The sequence below is a fragment of the Pseudomonas sp. GXM4 genome, assembly GCF_008923895.1.
In the GTDB taxonomy this organism is placed as follows: Bacteria; Pseudomonadota; Gammaproteobacteria; order Pseudomonadales; family Pseudomonadaceae; genus Aquipseudomonas; species Aquipseudomonas atacamensis.
This window is the reverse complement of record NZ_WBRZ01000007.1, coordinates 1-19603: the sequence shown is the minus strand read 5'-3', so window position 1 is coordinate 19603 and position 19603 is coordinate 1. Positions and strand designations below refer to the sequence as shown.

General features: G+C 60.1%; 22 protein-coding genes. 21 read left to right on the top strand and 1 reads right to left on the bottom strand.

All coding sequences use genetic code 11. The features are described 5' to 3' along the window. Positions 1 to 9: 9 nt before the first annotated feature. Positions 10 to 924 carry a protein translocase subunit SecF gene (secF, locus tag F8N49_RS02370; RefSeq protein ID WP_016773319.1) on the top strand — a complete coding sequence of 305 codons (915 nt, stop codon included), beginning with the start codon at positions 10 to 12 and terminating at the stop codon, positions 922 to 924. 121 nt (positions 925 to 1045) lie between these two features. Further along, complete coding sequence (locus tag F8N49_RS02365) at positions 1046 to 1594, top strand: glycine zipper 2TM domain-containing protein (RefSeq protein WP_007916907.1); 549 nt, start codon at positions 1046 to 1048, stop codon at positions 1592 to 1594. A 236-nt stretch (positions 1595 to 1830) separates the two neighbouring features. Here F8N49_RS02365 and suhB read toward each other — a convergent pair whose 3' ends face one another. Next, entirely contained in the window at positions 1831 to 2649 is an 819-nt protein-coding gene (suhB, locus tag F8N49_RS02360) for an inositol-phosphate phosphatase (protein ID WP_016773320.1), read from the bottom strand. A gap of 145 nt (positions 2650 to 2794) precedes the next feature. Between suhB and trmJ the strand changes: the two genes are divergently transcribed. From trmJ to der, 19 genes are all read left to right on the top strand, one after another. Then, positions 2795 to 3577, top strand: coding sequence for a tRNA (cytosine(32)/uridine(32)-2'-O)-methyltransferase TrmJ (trmJ, locus tag F8N49_RS02355; protein WP_151550708.1), 783 nt, complete (start codon positions 2795 to 2797; stop codon positions 3575 to 3577). Then, positions 3570 to 4346: a serine O-acetyltransferase gene (gene cysE, locus F8N49_RS02350; RefSeq protein ID WP_024014221.1), complete on the top strand. Its 777-nt coding sequence runs from the start codon at positions 3570 to 3572 to the stop codon at positions 4344 to 4346. Before trmJ ends, cysE begins: the two co-directional genes overlap by 8 nt. Before the next feature lie 245 nt (positions 4347 to 4591). Beyond that, on the top strand, positions 4592 to 5083 hold the full coding sequence (iscR, locus tag F8N49_RS02345) for a Fe-S cluster assembly transcriptional regulator IscR (protein WP_151550707.1): 492 nt from the start codon (positions 4592 to 4594) through the stop codon (positions 5081 to 5083). Positions 5084 to 5133: 50 nt separating this feature from the next. Continuing rightward, on the top strand, positions 5134 to 6348 hold the full coding sequence (locus tag F8N49_RS02340; protein ID WP_151550706.1) for an IscS subfamily cysteine desulfurase: 1215 nt from the start codon (positions 5134 to 5136) through the stop codon (positions 6346 to 6348). Positions 6349 to 6448: 100 nt separating this feature from the next. Continuing rightward, on the top strand, positions 6449 to 6835 hold the full coding sequence (gene iscU, locus F8N49_RS02335) for a Fe-S cluster assembly scaffold IscU (protein ID WP_003227907.1): 387 nt from the start codon (positions 6449 to 6451) through the stop codon (positions 6833 to 6835). 34 nt (positions 6836 to 6869) lie between these two features. After that, on the top strand, positions 6870 to 7193 hold the full coding sequence (gene iscA / locus F8N49_RS02330; RefSeq protein WP_003227904.1) for an iron-sulfur cluster assembly protein IscA: 324 nt from the start codon (positions 6870 to 6872) through the stop codon (positions 7191 to 7193). Between the two features lie 8 nt (positions 7194 to 7201). Next, the gene (gene hscB / locus F8N49_RS02325; RefSeq protein ID WP_016773325.1) at positions 7202 to 7723 is read left to right on the top strand and encodes a co-chaperone HscB; all 522 of its coding nucleotides are present in this window, start codon (positions 7202 to 7204) and stop codon (positions 7721 to 7723) included. A 50-nt stretch (positions 7724 to 7773) separates the two neighbouring features. Next, a complete protein-coding gene (gene hscA, locus F8N49_RS02320; protein WP_151550705.1) occupies positions 7774 to 9639 on the top strand; it encodes a Fe-S protein assembly chaperone HscA in 1866 nt (621 codons plus the stop codon). Further along, on the top strand, positions 9639 to 9980 hold the full coding sequence (gene fdx, locus F8N49_RS02315) for an ISC system 2Fe-2S type ferredoxin (protein WP_016773327.1): 342 nt from the start codon (positions 9639 to 9641) through the stop codon (positions 9978 to 9980). The genes hscA and fdx overlap by 1 nt, the downstream gene beginning before the upstream one ends. Positions 9981 to 9994: 14 nt before the next feature. After that, complete coding sequence (gene iscX, locus F8N49_RS02310) at positions 9995 to 10195, top strand: Fe-S cluster assembly protein IscX (protein WP_016773328.1); 201 nt, start codon at positions 9995 to 9997, stop codon at positions 10193 to 10195. Between the two features lie 87 nt (positions 10196 to 10282). Continuing rightward, the gene (ndk, locus tag F8N49_RS02305) at positions 10283 to 10708 is read left to right on the top strand and encodes a nucleoside-diphosphate kinase (RefSeq protein WP_024014216.1); all 426 of its coding nucleotides are present in this window, start codon (positions 10283 to 10285) and stop codon (positions 10706 to 10708) included. Positions 10709 to 10736: 28 nt separating this feature from the next. Beyond that, entirely contained in the window at positions 10737 to 11885 is a 1149-nt protein-coding gene (rlmN, locus tag F8N49_RS02300; RefSeq protein ID WP_024014215.1) for a 23S rRNA (adenine(2503)-C(2))-methyltransferase RlmN, read from the top strand. Between the two features lie 12 nt (positions 11886 to 11897). After that, on the top strand, positions 11898 to 12656 hold the full coding sequence (gene pilW / locus F8N49_RS02295) for a type IV pilus biogenesis/stability protein PilW (RefSeq protein WP_016773330.1): 759 nt from the start codon (positions 11898 to 11900) through the stop codon (positions 12654 to 12656). Further along, positions 12656 to 13675: a RodZ family helix-turn-helix domain-containing protein gene (locus F8N49_RS02290; RefSeq protein ID WP_151550704.1), complete on the top strand. Its 1020-nt coding sequence runs from the start codon at positions 12656 to 12658 to the stop codon at positions 13673 to 13675. Before pilW ends, F8N49_RS02290 begins: the two co-directional genes overlap by 1 nt. A 3-nt stretch (positions 13676 to 13678) precedes the next feature. Continuing rightward, a complete protein-coding gene (gene ispG / locus F8N49_RS02285) occupies positions 13679 to 14788 on the top strand; it encodes a flavodoxin-dependent (E)-4-hydroxy-3-methylbut-2-enyl-diphosphate synthase (RefSeq protein WP_016773332.1) in 1110 nt (369 codons plus the stop codon). A 22-nt stretch (positions 14789 to 14810) separates the two neighbouring features. Continuing rightward, positions 14811 to 16100, top strand: coding sequence for a histidine--tRNA ligase (gene hisS / locus F8N49_RS02280; RefSeq protein WP_024014212.1), 1290 nt, complete (start codon positions 14811 to 14813; stop codon positions 16098 to 16100). Between the two features lie 41 nt (positions 16101 to 16141). After that, positions 16142 to 16783, top strand: coding sequence for a tetratricopeptide repeat protein (locus tag F8N49_RS02275; protein ID WP_056790153.1), 642 nt, complete (start codon positions 16142 to 16144; stop codon positions 16781 to 16783). Then, complete coding sequence (bamB, locus tag F8N49_RS02270) at positions 16776 to 17927, top strand: outer membrane protein assembly factor BamB (protein ID WP_016773335.1); 1152 nt, start codon at positions 16776 to 16778, stop codon at positions 17925 to 17927. Before F8N49_RS02275 ends, bamB begins: the two co-directional genes overlap by 8 nt. A 135-nt stretch (positions 17928 to 18062) precedes the next feature. Continuing rightward, positions 18063 to 19535 (top strand): ribosome biogenesis GTPase Der, encoded by a 1473-nt coding sequence (gene der, locus F8N49_RS02265; protein WP_024014210.1) that lies wholly within the window; start codon positions 18063 to 18065, stop codon positions 19533 to 19535. Positions 19536 to 19603 lie beyond the last annotated feature (68 nt).

The window sequence follows — 19603 nt, the reverse complement described above, 5'->3', positions numbered from 1 at the left end:
GGGGCTGCCATGTTACGTACAATCAACTTCATGGGCGTTCGCAACTTCGCGTTCGGCGTCACATTGCTGCTTACCGTCATTGCCTTGTTCAGTGTTGCCACCAAGGGCATGAACTGGGGCCTGGACTTCACCGGCGGTACGCTCATCGAGCTGACCTACGAGCGTCCGGCCGACGTCACCAAGGTGCGCGAGCAACTGGCGACTTCCGGTTATCACGAAGCCGTGGTGCAGAACTTCGGTGCGACCACCGATCTGCTGGTGCGCATGCCGGGTGAAGACCCGCAGTTGGGCCATCAAGTAGCGGAAGCGCTTCAAAAGGTCGGCGGTGACAACCCGGCGACGGTCAAGCGTGTCGAGTTCGTCGGCCCGCAGGTCGGTGAAGAGCTGCGCGACCAGGGCGGCCTCGGCATGCTGCTGGCGCTCGGCGGCATCCTGATCTACCTGGCCTTCCGCTTTCAGTGGAAGTTTGCGGTCGGCGCCATTGTCTCGCTGATCCACGACGTGATCGTGACCGTGGGTATCCTCTCGTACTTCCAGATCACCTTCGATCTGACGGTGCTGGCGGCGGTGCTGGCGATCATCGGTTACTCGCTGAACGACACCATCGTGGTCTTCGACCGGGTGCGTGAGAACTTCCGCGTGCTGCGCAAGGCGACGCTGATCGAGAATATCAACATCTCGACCACCCAAACTCTGCTGCGCACCATGGCGACGTCGATCTCCACTCTCTTGGCGATCGCGGCGCTGCTGTTCTTCGGTGGCGACAACCTGTTCGGTTTCTCCATCGCACTGTTCATCGGTGTACTGGCGGGTACCTACTCGTCGATCTACATCGCTAACGTGGTGCTGATCTGGCTGAACCTGACCACCGAGGATCTGATTCCTCCGGCCAACACCGATAAGGAAGTCGATGACCGTCCATAACGGCCAGCGATTTCCCGGCTGTCAGCCAACAAAAGGCGCGAGTTGAACTCGCGCCTTTTTTTGTGCTCCAAGGCTGGGAGAAGCGCGGGCGCGTCCCGCATGTGATGGTCAGGAGGTTCATGTGAACAAGTCGTTGCTGGTTGGTGCGGTATTGGGTGCTGTCGGTGTCACAGCCGGGGGTGCTGTTGCCACCTACAGCCTGGTTAAAAGCGGCCCTGAGTATGCGCAAGTATTAGCCGTTGAGCCGGTCAAGACACAGATCAAGACTCCACGTGAAGTATGCAAGGATGTAACGGTGACCCGTCAGGCACCGGTAAAAGATCAACACCAGATCGCCGGTACCGTGGTCGGCGCGCTGGCCGGTGGTTTGCTGGGTAACCAGATTGGCGGCGGTACCGGCAAGAAGATTGCCACGGTGGCCGGTGCGGTCGGTGGCGGTTATGCGGGCAACAAGGTGCAGGAGGGCATGCAGGAGCGTGACACCTACACCACCACGCAAACTCGCTGCAACACGGTCAATGACATCAGCGACAAGGTCGTCGGTTACGACGTGCGTTACTCGCTTGATGGCAAGGAAGGCAAAGTGCGGATGGATCGCGATCCGGGCAACCAGATTCCGGTCGACAAGGAAGGCAAGTTGATCCTGTCGCAGAATGAGCCGGCTCAGTAAGGATTTACGGTTGTGAAAAGAAGCACCCTGCGGGTGCTTTTTTTATACCCGCGATTCAGGGCAGCGCGCGATTCTCACCTGTGGGAGCCTGCTCGCGAATGCGGTCCAACAGTTGATATTTCCTTTGTTGACACGCCCATTCGCGAGCAGGCTCGCTCCCACAGGGAATTATGCTGTTTGGAATTGCTGGCATAAAAAAAGCACCCCGGAGGGTGCTTTTTGGTTTCGCGGAAAGCTTAGCGCTTCAGCGAGGCCGGCAGGTGCGGCTGGATCGCCGTCAGCACTGCCTTGAAGCATTTGGTGTTGCCGGCAACGATGTGGCCTTTTTCCAGGAAGTCGTGACCGCCGGTGAAGTCGCTCACCAGGCCGCCGGCTTCTTGAATCAGCAGGGCGCCTGCAGCCATGTCCCACTCGGACAGGCCCGACTCCCAGAACGCATCGAAACGACCGGCAGCCACGTAAGCCAGGTCCAGGCTCGCCGAACCGGCGCGGCGGATGCCGGCAGTCTGGCCAACCAGGGCGCGGAACATGCCCAGGTAGTTGTCGAGGTTGTCCATCTGGTCGTCACGGAACGGGAAGCCGGTGCCGAGCAGGGCACCGTCGAGGCTGGTGCGGCCGCTGACGCGCAGGCGACGACCGTTCAGTTGAGCGCCGCGACCACGGCTGGCGGTGAATTCTTCCTGGCGAACCGGGTCCAGAACCACTGCGTGTTCCAGGCGACCACGATATTTGCAGGCAATGCTCACTGCAAAGTGCGGAATGCCACGGAGGAAGTTGGTGGTGCCGTCCAGTGGATCGATGATCCACAGGTACTCTTCGCCTTCGATGCCGGTGCCAGCGTGCAGGCCGGTTTCTTCACCCTGGATCGAGTGATTCGGGTAAGCCTTGCGCAGGGCATCGATGATTTTCTGTTCGGCGGCGCGATCAACCTCGGATACGTAATCCTTGGCGTCTTTTTCGTCGACCTTGATGGTATCCAGGCGCTCGATGGAGCGGAAGATCAGTTCACTGGCGCTGCGGGCGGCGCGCAGCGCGATATTCAGCATGGGCTGCATGGATGTGTCACCTAAGGTTGTTAAAGAAAGCCGCGCATTCTATCAGAACTTTTCTTCAGGTGAAGGACGCTGTTCGCTTTCATAGCTTAACGGTAGGCTGTTCTGTAAGATTTGCCCCCCTTTCCTGTGTCCGAGAGCGCCTCCCTTGCTGCAGAACATTCGTGTCGTCCTGGTCAACACCAGCCACCCCGGCAACATCGGCGGGGCCGCGCGCGCCATGAAAAACATGGGTCTGTCGCGACTGGTGCTGGTCGAACCGCGGGTCTTCCCGCACCACGAGGCCGACGCCCGCGCCTCCGGTGCTGGTGACATCCTTGAAAACGCGCAAGTCGTCGCCACCTTGGAAGATGCTCTGGTCGGCTGCAATCTGGTGCTCGGCACCAGCGCCCGCGACCGGCGCATTCCCTGGCCCCTGCTCGATCCGCGCGAATGCGGCAACAAAGTGGTTGAGGAAGCCGGGCAGGGCGCCGAGATTGCTTTGGTGTTCGGCCGTGAAGATTCCGGCCTGACCAACGAAGAGCTGCAGCGATGTCATTTTCACGTGCACATCCCTTCCGACCCGACCTTCAGTTCGCTGAATCTCGGGGCGGCGGTGCAGGTATTGAGTTATGAAGTGCGCATGGCCTGGCTGGCCGCACAGGGTCAGCCGAGCAAGGTCGAGAAAGAAGAAGTGGCCTCGGTGAAAAGCGCCGAGCTGGCGACCATGGATGAGCTGGAGCGATTCTATGAGCACCTGGAGCAGACACTGGTTGCCATCGAATTCCTCGACCCGGAAAAGCCACGCCACTTGATGGCGCGCCTGCGCCGGTTGTACGGACGCAGCTCGGTCAGCCGGGCGGAAATGAATATTTTGCGTGGCATCCTCACGGAAACCCAGAAAGCGGCCCGTGGCGAGCTTCTAAAGCGGAAGGATTGGAATGATGTTTGAGCGTTTGCGTGAAGATATCCAAAGCGTATTCCATCGAGACCCGGCGGCGCGTAACGCTTTTGAAGTCCTGACCTGCTACCCCGGCATGCATGCGATCTGGATTCATCGTTTGGCCGGCATGCTCTGGCGCAACGAGTTGAAGTGGCTGGCGCGACTGGTGTCGAACTTCGGTCGCTGGCTGACCGGGATCGAGATTCATCCGGGCGCCAAGGTCGGTCGGCGGTTCTTCATCGACCACGGCATGGGCATCGTTATTGGTGAAACCGCCGAGATCGGCGACGACGTCACCATCTATCAAGGCGTGACCCTCGGCGGCACCAGCTGGAACAAAGGCAAGCGCCACCCGACACTGGGTGACGGCGTGGTGGTTGGTGCTGGCGCCAAGGTGCTTGGCCCGTTCACGGTGGGTGCCGGCGCCAAAGTCGGCTCCAACGCTGTGGTCACCAAGGAAGTGCCGCCGGGCGCCACGGTGGTGGGGATTCCGGGGCGGATCATCGTCAAGACCGATGAAGAGCAGGACGCCAAGCGCAAAGCCATGGCGGAAAAGATCGGTTTCGACGCCTACGGTGTCAGCGAAGACATGCCCGACCCGGTGGCCCGCGCCATCGGCCAGTTGCTCGACCATCTGCAAGCGGTGGATGGGCGCCTGGAAGGCATGTGCGGCGCGCTGAAGGATCTGGGCAGCAATTACTGTGCGAAAGATCTACCTGAGTTGCGTGAAGAAGACTTCGCTTGCGTCAAGGGCAAGGACGAATCGAAAGCCGGCTAAAGCCTCTGTAGGAGCTGCCGAAGGCTGCGATCTTTTGATTTTGCCTTCTTAAGATCAAAAGATCGCAGCCTTCGGCAGCTCCTACAAAGGCGTCCAGCAGCTGGTGTGCCATTGGGCTGCAGACCCTGCTATCATTCGCGCGCTCTTTTGCGGGTAAATCCGACTAAAGCACTAGGTCTTATAGTTGACTTAAATGCTCGGGAATTGCATACTCCCGCCCATTCCGAACTCCGTGGTAACTGTCCATGCGACTGACTACAAAAGGCCGATACGCCGTGACCGCCATGCTTGACCTGGCGTTGCACGCGCAGCACGGGCCGGTGTCTCTGGCCGATATCTCCGAGCGCCAAGGCATCTCCCTGTCCTACCTCGAACAGCTGTTCGCCAAGCTGCGCCGCAGCAACCTGGTTTCCAGCGTTCGCGGTCCGGGTGGTGGCTACCAGTTGTCCCGCGACATGCAGGGCATCCAGGTCGCCCAGGTGATCGATGCGGTGAACGAATCGGTCGATGCCACCAAGTGCCAGGGCCAGGGCGATTGCCATTCCGGTGATACTTGCCTGACCCATCATCTGTGGTGCGACTTGAGCCTGCAGATTCACGAATTTCTGAGCGGTATCAGCTTGGCCGACCTTGTGACTCGCCGTGAGGTACAAGAAGTGGCCAAGCGTCAGGACCAGCGCCGTTGCAGCAGCAAGGCGCCACGCCTGGACAAGATTGAAGCGTCCGCCGTCGAATGACAGCCGAAGAGCTACCTGCGGCACGCCAGCCCTGATTTAGGAGATAGTCCATGAAATTGCCGATTTACCTTGATTACTCTGCAACCACCCCGGTTGATCCGCGCGTTGCGCAGAAAATGAGTGAATGCCTGCTGGTCGACGGAAACTTCGGTAACCCGGCGTCCCGCTCCCACGTGTTCGGCTGGAAGGCTGAAGAGTCCGTCGAAAACGCCCGTCGTCAGGTGGCCGATCTGGTCAATGCCGACCCGCGCGAAATCGTCTGGACCTCCGGTGCCACCGAATCCGACAACCTGGCGATCAAGGGCGCGGCACATTTCTACGCCTCCAAGGGCAAGCACCTGATCACCAGCAAGATCGAGCACAAGGCTGTCCTCGACACCATGCGCCAGCTGGAGCGTGAAGGTTTCGAAGTGACCTACCTCGAGCCGACCGAAGACGGTCTGATCCCCCCGGCAATGATTGACGCCGCACTGCGCGAAGACACCATTCTGGTGTCGGTGATGCACGTCAACAACGAAATCGGCACCATCAACGACATCGCTGCCATCGGCGAAATGCTGCGCGCCAAAGGCGTGCTGTTCCATGTCGACGCGGCTCAGTCCACTGGCAAGGTCGAAATCGATCTGCAGAAGCTGAAAGTCGACATGATGTCGTTCTCCGCCCACAAGACTTATGGCCCTAAAGGCATCGGCGCGCTGTACGTCAGCCGCAAGCCGCGTGTGCGCATCGAAGCGACCATGCACGGCGGCGGTCACGAGCGCGGCATGCGTTCCGGCACTCTGGCGACCCACCAGATCGTCGGCATGGGCGAAGCGTTCCGCGTAGCCAAGGAAGACATGGCCGCTGAAAACGTGCGCATCAAAGCCTTGAGTGATCGTTTCTACAAGCAGGTCGAGCACCTGGAAGAGCTGTACGTCAACGGCAGCCTGACCGCCCGCGTTCCGCACAACCTGAACCTGAGCTTCAACTACGTTGAAGGCGAGTCGCTGATCATGGCGCTCAAGGATCTGGCGGTATCGTCCGGTTCGGCCTGCACCTCGGCGTCGCTGGAGCCTTCGTACGTACTGCGCGCCCTGGGCCGCAACGACGAACTGGCACACAGCTCGATCCGCTTTACCTTCGGCCGTTTCACCACCGAAGAAGAAATCGACTACGCCGCGCAGAAAGTCTGCGAGGCCGTTACCAAGCTGCGCGCTCTGTCGCCGCTGTGGGACATGTACAAAGACGGCGTCGATATCTCGAAAATCGAGTGGGCGGCACACTAACTATAGAAGCCGCCGGATACAGATCCTGTAGCGACGCGGCGTTAACGCAGCGCAGTTGCAGGGTCTCAAGAGCGGCCCTGATGAGTGAGGATTGAGAATCATGGCTTACAGCGAAAAGGTCATCGACCACTACGAAAACCCGCGCAACGTCGGCAAGATGAACGCGGAAGATCCTGATGTCGGCACCGGCATGGTCGGCGCTCCGGCGTGCGGCGACGTGATGCGTCTGCAGATCAAGGTCAACGATCAGGGCGTTATCGAAGACGCCAAGTTCAAGACCTACGGTTGCGGTTCGGCAATCGCCTCCAGCTCCCTCGCTACCGAGTGGATGAAGGGCAAGACCCTGGACGAAGCCGAAACCATCAAGAACACTCAGCTGGCCGAAGAACTGGCTTTGCCGCCAGTGAAAATCCACTGCTCCGTGCTCGCAGAAGACGCTATCAAAGCGGCTGTTCGCGATTACAAGCAGAAGAAAGGCTTGATCTGAATTTCAAGATTCGGCGACGAGTAAGGAGTCAACGATGGCTATCAGCATGACAGAAGCGGCTGCTCGACACGTGCGGCGCTCCCTCGACGGGCGCGGCAAAGGTGAAGGGATTCGTCTGGGTGTTCGCACCACAGGCTGTTCCGGCCTTGCCTACGTGCTGGAGTTTGTCGACGAGGTGGTGGCGGAAGATCAGGTGTTCGAGAGTCACGGCGAAAAAGTGATCATCGACCCGAAAAGTCTGGCCTACCTTGACGGCACCGAGCTCGACTTCGTCAAGGAAGGGTTGAACGAAGGCTTCAAGTTCAACAACCCCAACGTGCGCGGTGAATGTGGCTGCGGCGAAAGCTTCAACATCTGAGGCTGGTCGTGGGTATTCCTTGTCATTTCGCTTTATTCGAGCTGCAACCGAGCTTCCGCCTGGATCTCGAGCAGTTGGCCACGCGCTACCGTGAGTTGGCGCGCGGCGTCCATCCTGACCGTTTTGCCGATGCATCCGAACGCGAGCAGCGCTCGGCGCTCGAGCAATCGGCGCGGCTCAACGACGCCTACCAGACGCTCAAGAGCCCGGCCCAGCGCGCACGCTACCTGCTGAAAATCAGCGGGCATGAAGTGCCGATGGAAGTCACCGTCCACGATCCCGAGTTTCTTCTGCAGCAGATGCAATGGCGCGAAGAGCTCGAAGATCTGCAGGACAGTGCCGACCTCGACGGTGTCGCGGTATTCAAGCGTCGTTTGAAGGCGGCTCAGGAGCAGCTCAACGAAAGCTTCGCAGCCTGTTGGGATGATGCAGCGCAGCGCGAGCAGGCCGAACGCCTGATGCGGCGCATGCAGTTCCTCGACAAGCTCACCTACGAAGTGCGCCAGCTGGAAGAGCGCCTCGACGATTAACCCAGTGCTGCCCTGATTGCACGCTGACAGACAGACAAGACCTGATCACCATGGCTCTACTGCAGATCGCCGAACCCGGCCAAAGTCCTCAACCGCACCAGCGTCGTCTGGCTGTGGGCATCGACTTGGGTACTACCAATTCGCTGGTCGCTGCGCTGCGCAGTGGTCTTTCCGAACCGCTGGCCGACGCCAACGGGCAGGTCATCCTGCCGTCCGCCGTGCGTTATCACGCCGACCGCGTCGAAGTCGGTGAGTCCGCCAAGCTGGCAGCAGCCTCCGATCCCCTGAACACCGTGCTCTCGGTCAAGCGCTTGATGGGTCGTGGTCTGTCCGACGTCAAGCAATTGGGCGAGCAGTTGCCGTATCGCTTTGTCGGCGGCGAATCGCACATGCCGTTCATCGATACCGTGCAAGGCCCGAAAAGCCCGGTTGAAGTCTCCGCCGATATCCTCAAGGTCCTGCGTCAGCGCGCTGAGGCGACCTTGGGTGGCGAGCTGGTCGGCGCGGTAATCACCGTTCCTGCTTACTTCGATGATGCGCAGCGCCAAGCCACCAAAGATGCGGCCAAGCTTGCCGGTCTGAACGTGTTGCGTCTGCTCAATGAGCCGACCGCTGCTGCTGTGGCGTATGGTCTGGATCAACACGCCGAAGGTCTGGTGGCGATCTACGACCTGGGCGGCGGCACCTTCGATATTTCCATTCTGCGTCTGACCGGCGGCGTCTTTGAGGTCCTGGCCACTGGCGGCGACAGCGCGCTGGGCGGCGATGACTTCGATCACGCGATTGCCGGCTGGATCATCGAGAGCGCTGGCCTCTCCGCCGATCTCGACCCGGGCGCGCAACGCAATCTGCTGCAAACCGCCTGCGCGGCCAAAGAAGCCCTGACCGATGCGGCCAGTGTGGAAGTGGCTTACGGCGACTGGAATGCACAGCTGACCCGCGAAGCCTTCGATGCGCTGATCGAGCCGATGGTCGCGCGCAGCCTGAAAGCCTGCCGCCGCGCCGTTCGCGATTCCGGTATTGAACTGGAAGACGTCCACGCTGTGGTCATGGTCGGCGGTTCGACCCGCGTGCCACGTGTTCGCGAAGCCGTTGCCGAAGCCTTCGGTCGTCAGCCATTGACGGAAATCGACCCGGATCAAGTGGTGGCCATCGGGGCCGCGATCCAGGCCGACACCCTGGCTGGCAACAAGCGCGATGGCGGCGAACTGCTGCTGCTCGACGTGATTCCGCTGTCCCTGGGGCTGGAAACCATGGGCGGGCTGATGGAGAAGGTGATTCCGCGCAACACCACCATCCCCGTCGCGCGCGCCCAGGACTTCACCACTTATAAAGACGGCCAGTCGGCCATGGCGATCCACGTGTTGCAGGGCGAGCGCGAGCTGATCAGCGACTGCCGCTCTCTGGCACGTTTCGAATTGCGCGGCATTCCGGCGATGGTGGCCGGTGCGGCGAAAATTCGCGTGACCTTCCAGGTCGATGCCGACGGTCTGCTCAGCGTGTCTGCCCGTGAGTTGGGTTCGGGCGTTGAGGCGAGCATTCAGGTCAAGCCTTCCTATGGTCTGACCGATGGCGAAATCGCCAAGATGCTCAAGGATTCGTTCCAGCATGCCAATGACGACAAGGTCGCCCGCGTTCTGCGTGAGCAGCAAGTCGATGCCCAGCGCCTGCTCGAAGCGGTGCAGGGCGCGCTGGATGCCGATGGCGAGCGTTTGCTCGATGCCGAAGAGCGCATGGTCATCGAACTGCAAATGCAGGAACTGGCCGAACTGATGAAAGGTACCGATGGTTATGCCATCGAGCAGCAGACCAAGCGTCTGTCGCAAGTGACCGATGCTTTTGCTGCCCGCCGCATGGATCTGACGGTGAAAGCCGCTCTGTCGGGGCGCAACCTGAATGAAATCGAGGATATCTGATGCCCCAGGTCATTTTTCTGCCCCACGAGAAGTTCTGCCCTGAAGGCATGGTGGTCGAGGCTGCGCCCGGCACATCGATTCTCGAACTGGCCCACGAACACCATATCGAGATGGAAAGCGCGTGCGGCGGCGTCTGCGCCTGCACCACGTGCCATTGCATCATCCGCGAGGGTTTCGACTCGCTGGAAGAGGCCGACGAGCTGGAGGAAGACTTCCTCGACCGTGCCTGGGGCCTTGAGGCGCAATCGCGTCTGGCTTGCCAGGCCATCGTCGGTGAGGAAGACCTCACCGTCGAGATTCCGAAATATTCGCTTAACCATGCGGCCGAAGCGCCGCACTGACTGGTAAGACTGTCATGAGCTACGGTTGGAATGATGTTCAACGCATTGCAGAAGAGCTGGCCGAGGCCCATGAGGGGCTCGACCCGTATTCTGTAGGTTTCGTCCGTTTGCAGCAGATGATTCTTGAACTGCCTGACTTCGATGCTACTTCCGGCCGGGTCGGCGAGAAGGTGCTCGAAGCGGTTCAGGAGCTCTGGGCCGCAGAATTGGACTGATCGTCTCGCAGGTTAGGCAATACCCAAGAACCCGCGTATAATTCGCGGGTTTAATTTTTCGCAAATTACCGTTTCTGGAGTTACACCATGGCTGTTCAACGTACTTTCTCCATCATCAAGCCTGACGCCGTTGCTAAAAACGTGATCGGCAAGATCACCACTCGCTTCGAAGACGCTGGCCTGCGCGTTGTAGCTTCGAAACTGAAGCAACTGTCCAAAGCCGAAGCCGAAGGCTTCTACGCTGAGCACAGCGAGCGCGGTTTCTTCGGTGACCTGGTTGCTTTCATGACTTCCGGCCCGGTTGTCGTTCAGGTTCTGGAAGGTGAAAACGCTATCGCTCGCAACCGTGAGCTGATGGGCGCTACCAACCCTAAAGAAGCTGCTGCCGGCACCATCCGTGCTGACTTCGCTGAATCGATCGACGCCAACGCCGTTCACGGTTCGGACTCCGAAGCTGCTGCCGCTCGCGAAATCGCTTACTTCTTCGCAGCTACTGAAGTAACCACTCGCTAAGCATTGCTTGCAGAGTGAAGGTGAATCCATGACTACATCGACTGTTAAAACAAACCTGCTGGGTCTGACCCAGCCGGAAATGGAAAAATTCTTCGACTCAATCGGGGAGAAGCGTTTCCGTGCCGGTCAGGTAATGAAATGGATTCACCACTTTGGCGTCGATGATTTCGACGCCATGACGAACGTCAGCAAAGCCTTGCGCGACAAGCTCAAGGCCATTGCTGAAGTGCGTGGTCCGGAAGTGGTCAGCGAGGACATCTCCAGCGACGGCACCCGTAAATGGGTGGTTCGCGTGGCGTCCGGCAGCTGCGTCGAGACTGTGTACATTCCCCAGGGCAAGCGCGGCACCTTGTGCGTTTCGTCCCAGGCAGGCTGTGCCCTGGATTGCAGTTTCTGCTCCACCGGCAAGCAAGGCTTCAACAGCAACCTCACCGCCGCCGAAGTCATCGGTCAGGTGTGGATTGCCAACAAATCTTTCGGCAGCGTCCCGGCCACCGTCGACCGCGCCATCACCAACGTGGTGATGATGGGCATGGGCGAGCCGTTGCTGAACTTCGACAACGTCGTCGCCGCCATGCATCTGATGATGGATGACCTCGGCTACGGGATCTCCAAGCGCCGCGTGACCCTGTCCACCTCGGGCGTGGTGCCGATGATCGATGAGCTGGCCAAGCACATCGACGTGTCCCTGGCGTTGTCCCTGCACGCACCGAACGACGCATTGCGTAACCAATTGGTGCCGATCAACAAGAAATATCCGCTTAAGATGCTGCTCGAGTCGTGCCAGCGCTACATGTCCGCCCTTGGCGAGAAACGTGTGCTGACCATCGAGTACACCTTGCTCAAGGACGTCAACGACAAGCTTGAGCACGCGGTGGAAATGATCGAGTTGCTTAAAGACATCCCGTGCAAGATCAACCTGATCCCGTTCAACCCGTTCCCGCACTCCGGGTACGAGCGGCCGAGCAACAATGCCATCCGCCGCTTCCAGGATCAGTTGCATCAGGCCGGTTTCAACGTCACCGTGCGCACCACCCGTGGCGAAGACATCGATGCCGCATGTGGTCAATTGGTAGGGCAGGTGCTGGATCGCACCCGTCGCAGCGAACGTTACATCGCCGTGCGCGAGTTGAGCGCCGACAGCGATCTGGCACAGAACGCCGCGAACACTAACTAAGAGAGGATCTCTATGTCCCTGCGCTTTGCGCTGCTGTTGCTGTTGGCCAGCCTGTGTGCTGGTTGTGTCCTGTCGGGTGACTACAACCCGATGAAGACCAGCAAGGGCCGCGATGAAGCGCGGGCTGCCTACGTGCAGCTGGGGCTGGGCTATCTGCAGCAAGGCATGACCGAGCGCGCCAAGGTGCCACTGAAGAAAGCGCTGGAGCTGGACGGTTCCGACCCCGATGCCAATGCGGCCCTCGGTCTGGTGTTCCAGGCGGAAATGGAGCCGGCACTGGCCGACGAGCACTTTCGCAAGGCCTTGTCCTCACGTCCCGCCGATGCGCGCATCCTCAACAACTACGGCAGTTTTCTCTACGAAGAACAGCGCTACAAGGAAGCCTACGAGCGTTTTGAACAAGCGGCCGCCGATACCCTGTATCCTGAGCGCTCGCGGGTCTTCGAAAACCTCGGCATGACCGCCGCCAAGCTTGGCCAGCGTGATCTGGCCCAGCAACAGCTGGAAAAAGCCCTGCGCCTGAATCGCCAACAACCACGCGCGTTGCTGGAAATGGCTGAGTTGTCCTTCGAAGACAGGCATTATGTGCCCGCGCGTGACTATTACGACCGTTTCAGCCAGCTCACCGAACAAAATGCACGTAGTCTATTGCTCGGCGTTCGGCTGGCAAAAGTGTTTGAAGATCGCGACAAGGCAGCCAGTTACGGTCTGCAATTAAAACGACTCTATCCCGGTACGCCGGAATATCAGCAATACCTGTCGGAGCAATGATGAAAGCGGCGCATCCCGAAGTTGTAGCAGCGAATCGCGTAAATCCCGGTGAGACCCTGCGCCAGGCCCGCGAAAGCAATGGCTGGTCGCTGGCCGAAGTGGCCCTCAAGCTCAACCTCACCGTGACATCCCTGAGCAATCTTGAAGCCGGCGCTTTCGACAAGCTGCCGGGGCATACCTTCGCTCGCGGTTACATTCGCGCCTATGCCAAATTGCTCGGCATGGACCAGACCGTTCTGGTTCAGCAGTTCGACCAGTCCACCGGCACCGACTCCCAGGGCAGCAACGTTCACGCCCTCGGTCGTATCGAAGAGCCGGTGCGGGTTTCCCACACCATTTTGCGTATCGTCAGCCTGTTGCTGCTGATCGCGGTCATCGGCGGCGGATTCGTCTGGTGGCAGGATCAGACCTCCCAGCGCACCCGCGATCTGACCAGCCTCGCACCGGAGCACGTCGAAGTCGAAGGCGCTGACGGCACCACGCAGATCCACCCGATCGACGAGCCGGAAGACCAGGCTGTCGCCGAAAATCAGGCTGACAATTCGACATCGCTGGCCTTGCCGCAGTCGGAAACCAGTGCTGAATCCACCGGTGCCGAGTCCGCAGCGCCAGCAACCGAGCCGGCTGCCCCGGCAGTTGCGCCAAGCGCTCCGGCACCGACGCCTGCACCAGTGGTGGCGGCTCCGGCCACTCCAGCGCCGAATGTCCCAGCGACACCTGCCCCGACCGCGCCGGTTGCTCAAGCGCCAAGCGCTGAAGCAGCTGCGCCGGTTGCCGGCGAAGGCCAGGTGCAATTGCAGTTCACCGGCGATTGCTGGGCACAGGTGACCGATGGCCGTGGCAAAGTGATTTTCAGTGGTCTGAAGCATAAAGGCGACAGCGTGACCGTTTCCGGCAAACCGCCGCTCAATGTGCGTCTGGGCGTTGCCCGCGCAGCACAGGTCAGCTACAACGGCCAACCGGTCGATATCGCTCCGTTCACCAGTGGCGAGACTGCTCGCCTGAAGTTGGGTCAATAAGTCATGCACGGCGAATCTCCAATCAAACGTCGCGAATCGCGCAAGATCTGGGTCGGCAACGTACCGGTGGGCGGCGACGCGCCGATCGCTGTGCAAAGCATGACCAACAGCGATACCAATGATGTCGCTGCGACCGTGGCGCAGATCAATCGTCTGGAAGCCGCCGGCGTCGACATCGTTCGCGTCTCGGTGCCGGACATGGACGCCGCCGAGGCGTTCGGCAAGATCAAACAACTGGTCAAAGTGCCGTTGGTGGCCGATATCCACTTCGACTACAAAATCGCCTTGCGCGTAGCCGAACTGGGTGTGGACTGCCTGCGCATCAACCCGGGCAACATCGGTCGTGAAGATCGTGTGCGTGCAGTGGTCGATGCGGCCCGTGATCGCGGCATTCCGATCCGCATCGGCGTCAATGCCGGTTCGCTGGAAAAAGACCTGCAAAAGAAATACGGCGAGCCGACCCCGGCGGCGCTGGTCGAATCCGCGCTGCGCCACGTTGAACACCTCGAACGCCTGAATTTCCAGGACTTCAAGGTCAGCGTGAAAGCCTCCGACGTGTTCATGGCCGTCGAAGCCTACCGTTTGCTGGCGAAAGAAATCGTCCAGCCGCTGCACCTCGGCATCACTGAAGCCGGTGGTTTGCGCTCGGGCACAGTGAAATCCGCCGTGGGCCTAGGTATGCTGCTCGCCGAAGGGATTGGCGATACTATCCGCATCTCGCTGGCGGCCGACCCGGTCGAGGAAGTGAAGGTCGGTTACGACATTCTCAAGTCTTTGCATCTGCGTTCCCGTGGCATCAACTTCATCGCCTGCCCGAGCTGCTCGCGGCAGAACTTCGATGTGGTGAAAACCATGAACGAGCTGGAAGGGCGCCTTGAAGACCTGCTGGTGCCGCTGGATGTCGCGGTCATCGGTTGCGTGGTCAACGGCCCCGGCGAAGCCAAGGAAGCCCATATCGGCTTGACCGGCGGCACGCCAAACCTGATTTACATCGACGGCAAGCCGTCGCAGAAGCTGACGAATGACAATCTGGTGGACGAGCTGGAAAAGCTGATCCGCCAGAAAGCGGCCGAAAAGGTCGAAGCTGACGCTGCCGTTATCGCGCGCGGCTGATCGAACGTATTAAGGAAATTTTGTGAGCAAGTCTCTGCAAGCCATTCGTGGCATGAACGACATCCTGCCCGAACAGACCCCGCTGTGGCGTTATTTCGAAGGCACTGTGGCGCGTCTGCTGGATAACTACGGTTACAAGCAGATCCGCATGCCCATCGTCGAATTCACCGAGCTGTTCAAGCGCTCGATCGGCGAAGTCACCGATATCGTCGAAAAAGAGATGTACACCTTCGAAGACCGCAACGGTGATTCCCTGACCCTGCGTCCGGAAGGCACTGCGGCCTGCGTGCGCGCAGTGCTCGAACACGGCATCACCGGCGGTGGTCAGGTGCAGAAACTCTGGTACATCGGCCCGATGTTCCGCCACGAGCGTCCGCAGAAAGGCCGTTATCGCCAGTTCCACCAGATCGGTCTGGAGGTGTTCAACCTCGACGGTCCGGACATCGACGCCGAGCTGATCATCATGACCTGGCGCCTGTGGGGCGAGCTGGGCATCCGTGATGCGGTCAAGCTCGAACTCAACAGCCTTGGCACCAGCGAATCCCGTGGTCGCTATCGTGAAGCGCTGGTCGAGTACCTCTCGGCGCACCACGACAAGCTCGACGAGGACAGCCAGCGTCGCCTGAAAACCAACCCGCTGCGCGTGCTCGACACGAAAAATGCCGACACTCAGGCCGTGCTGGTCGATGCGCCGAAAATGGCCGATTACCTCGACGACGAGTCCCGCGCTCACTTCGAAGGCCTGAAGGCGCGTCTGGATGCCGTTGGCATTCCTTACGTGCTCAATCCGAAACTGGTGCGTGGCCTCGATTACTACAGCAAAACCGTTTTCGAATGGGTCACCGACAAGCTCGGCGCCCAGGGCACCGTGTGCGCGGGCGGCCGTTACGACGGTCTGGTCGAGCAGATGGGCGGCAAGCCAACCCCGGGCGTCGGTTTCGCCATGGGCATCGAGCGTCTGGTATTGATGCTCGAAACCCTTGAGCAGATCCCGCAGGAAATTTCCCGTCAGGTCGACGTCTACCTCTGCGCCTTCGGTGAAGAAGCCGAGCTGGCCGGTCTGGCCCTGGCCGAACGGGTTCGCGATGAACTTCCAAACCTGCGCCTGCAAGTCAATGCCGGCGCCGGCAGTTTCAAAAGCCAGTTCAAGAAGGCCGACAAGAGCGGTGCGCTGTACGCATTGATCCTCGGTGACGACGAAATGGCCCAGCAAGTGGTAGGTTTCAAACCCCTGCGTGGCCAGGGCGAACAACAAAGCATTGCCTGGGATGCGCTCGCCGCTCACCTGGCCACCTGCGTCGTGCAGGGTTGAAGCTGTCTTAACAGCCGATTTAGCGATTAAGGAGTATTGGGGTGTCGAGTACCGAAGACGAACAGTTGGCGGATTTGAAGGACTGGTGGACACGCAACGGCAAACCTCTGGTCACCGGCGGCCTGTTGGCGCTGGTCATCGTGTTCGGCTGGCAGGCCTGGCACAAATATCAGAGCAACCAGTCGCAAGGCGCCTCGGTGCTCTATCAGCAATTGCTGGAAACCACGCTGACGCCTGACGGCAAGCCTGATGCCGCCCGCGTTGCGGACCTGGCCGGCAAGCTCAACAGCGAATACGGCGGTTCGGCCTACGCGCAGTACGGCAGCCTGTTCGTCGCCAAAGTAGCGGTCGACAGCGGCAAGCTGGACGACGCGGCAACCGAACTCAAAGCCATCGTCGACAAACCGGCCAACCCGGCGCTGGGCGAAATCGCCCGTCAGCGTCTGGCGCAGGTGCTGGGCGCGCAGGACAAGGCCGAAGACGCCCTGAAACTGCTCGACGGCGATGCCGACAAAGCGTTCCTGGCCACTCGCGAAGAACTCAAGGGCGATCTGCTGGTGCGCTTGGGCCGTACCGATGACGCGAACAAGGCGTATCAAAAAGCCAAGGCGGCACTGTCGGATGAAGCGGCGGTCGGTGGCCTTCAAATCAAGCTCGACGACCTGGCCAAAGGGGATGCGTGACGTGATCCGTTGGAAGCATGCAGCATTGCTGGCTCTGGCCCTTCTGGCCGCGGGTTGCAGCAGCAACAGCAAGAAAGAATTGCCACCGGCCGAATTGACCGACTTCAAAGAAGAAGTCGTTCTGCAGAAGCAGTGGAGCCGCTCGATCGGTGACGGTCAGGGCGAGACCTACAACATGCTGGTGCCGGCGATCGACGGTGACACCATCTACGCCGCTGATGTGACCGGTGTGGTAATGGCGCTGGATCGCAGCAACGGCGACGTGAAGTGGGACCAGGATCTGGAACTGCCTGTCTCCGGCGCCGTTGGCGTGGGTTACGGTCTGGTACTGATCGGTACCCTGCGTGGCGAAGTCGTCGCTCTGGACACCAGCAACGGTGAAGAGAAGTGGCGTGCCCGCGTCAACAGTGAAGTCCTCGCGCCGCCGGCCAACAATGGGGACGTGGTCGTTGTGCAGACCCAGGACGATCGTCTGATCGGTCTGGACGCTGCCACCGGCAACCAGCGCTGGGTGTATGACAGCACCCCGGCGGTCCTGACCCTGCGTGGCACCAGTGCTCCGCTGGTCACCAACCGCCTGGCGGTAGCTGGTCTGTCGACCGGTAAAGTGGTCGCGCTGGACATCTCCAATGGCGTGCCGGTGTGGGAACAACGCATCGCCATTCCACAGGGGCGCTCGGAACTGGAGCGCGTGGTCGACATCGACGGCGGTCTGCTGCTGTCCGGCGGCACGCTGTACGTGGCCAGCTATCAGGGTCGCGTTGCGGCACTGGATCTGGAAAGCGGTCGTCAACTGTGGCAGCGCGATGCGTCGAGCTATGCCGGTATCGCTCAAGGTTTCGGCAGCGTCTACGTGAGCCTGTCTTCGGGCACCGTTGAAGGCGTCGACGAGCGTTCCACCACCGCACTGTGGAGCAACGACTCGCTGGCTCGCCGTCAACTGTCGGCACCGGAAGTGTTCTCCAGCTACGTAGCTGTAGGTGACCTGGAAGGTTATCTGCATCTGCTGAGTCAGGTCGACGGTCGTTTCGTCGGCCGTGAGCGCATCGACAGCGACGGCCTGCGTGCCCGTCCGCTGGTGGTGGGCGACACGATTTATGTGTATGGCAACAGCGGCAAACTGGAAGCCCTGACCATCAAGTAACAACTATGCTTGGGGTTCATCCCCAAGCGGCCCTGCATCAGCAGGGTTTGCAGCGCCCCCGGGTGTTGCCCCGAGCACCAGCCGCTGCCTCGCAGCGGCTTTTGTATTTTCTGAAATAACGAAGTGGAGAGCCGCATGGTTCCCGTAATCGCCCTGGTGGGCCGACCGAACGTCGGCAAGTCCACCTTGTTCAACCGCCTGACCAGGACTCGTGACGCCATCGTCGGCGACCTGTCCGGTCTGACCCGTGATCGCCAGTACGGTGAGGCCAAGTGGCAAGGGCGTTCCTACATTCTGATCGACACCGGCGGTATCTCCGGTGACGAACATGGTATGGACGAAAAAATGGCCGAGCAGTCGCTGCTGGCCATCGAAGAAGCCGATGTGGTGCTGTTTCTGGTAGATGCCAAGGCCGGTTTTACCGCTGCCGACCAGATGATCGCCGAGCATTTGCGCAAACGTAACAAGCGTTCCCACGTGGTTGCCAACAAGGTCGACAACATCGACCCGGAAATGGCCCGCGCCGAATTCGCCCCGCTGGGCATGGGTCACGCGATCCCGATCGCCGGCGCCCACGGCCGTGGCATCACGCAATTGCTGGAAGCCGCCCTGAGCGAATTCCCGCGCGATGATGACGAGCCGGCTGAAGGCGAAGAGGAAGAAGTGGTTGCCGAAGGCGAGGAAGCCAAGCGTATTCCTGGCCCGAGCGAGAAAGACGGAATCAAGATCGCCATCATCGGCCGTCCGAACGTCGGCAAGTCGACTCTGGTCAACCGTATGCTCGGTGAAGACCGGGTCATCGTGTATGACCAGCCGGGCACCACCCGCGACAGCATCTACATTCCGTTCGAGCGCAATGAAGAGAAGTACACGCTGATCGACACCGCCGGTGTGCGCAAGCGCGGCAAGATCCACGAAGAAGTCGAAAAGTTCTCCGTGGTCAAAACCCTGCAGGCGATCAAAGACGCCAACGTGGTGATCTTCGTGATGGACGCCCGCGAGGGTGTGGTCGATCACGACTTGAACCTGCTGGGCTTCGCGATCGAATCCGGTCGTGCGCTGGTCATCGCGATCAACAAGTGGGATGGCATGACGCCGAGCGAGCGCGACTTCGTGAAAGTCGAGCTGCAACGCCGGCTGTTCTTCGTCGACTACGCCGACATTCACTTCATCTCGGCGCTGCACGGCACGGGCGTGGGCAACCTCTACGCCTCGGTGCAGAACTCGTTCAAGTCCGCGGTTACCCGCTGGCCGACCAACCGTCTCACCCAGATTCTCGAAGATGCGGTGGGCGAGCACGCGCCGCCGATGGTCAACAACCGCCGGATCAAGCTGCGTTACGCTCACCTCGGTGGTGCGAACCCGCCGATCATCGTGATCCACGGTAACCAGATCGAGAAAGTGCCGAAGTCGTACGTGCGTTATCTGGAAAACACTTACCGTCGTGTACTCAAGCTGGTCGGTACGCCGATCCGCATCGAGTTCAAGGGCGGCGAGAACCCGTACGAAGGCAACAAGAACACGCTGACCGACCGCCAGGTCAACAAGAAGCGTCGCTTGATGTCGCACAACAAGAAAGCCAGCAAGAAGCGCCGCGACAAGAAGTGATCCGAGGCCCTGCACAATTTTGTGTGGGGCTTTTGTGGCGAGGGGATTTATCCCCGATGGGCTGCGCA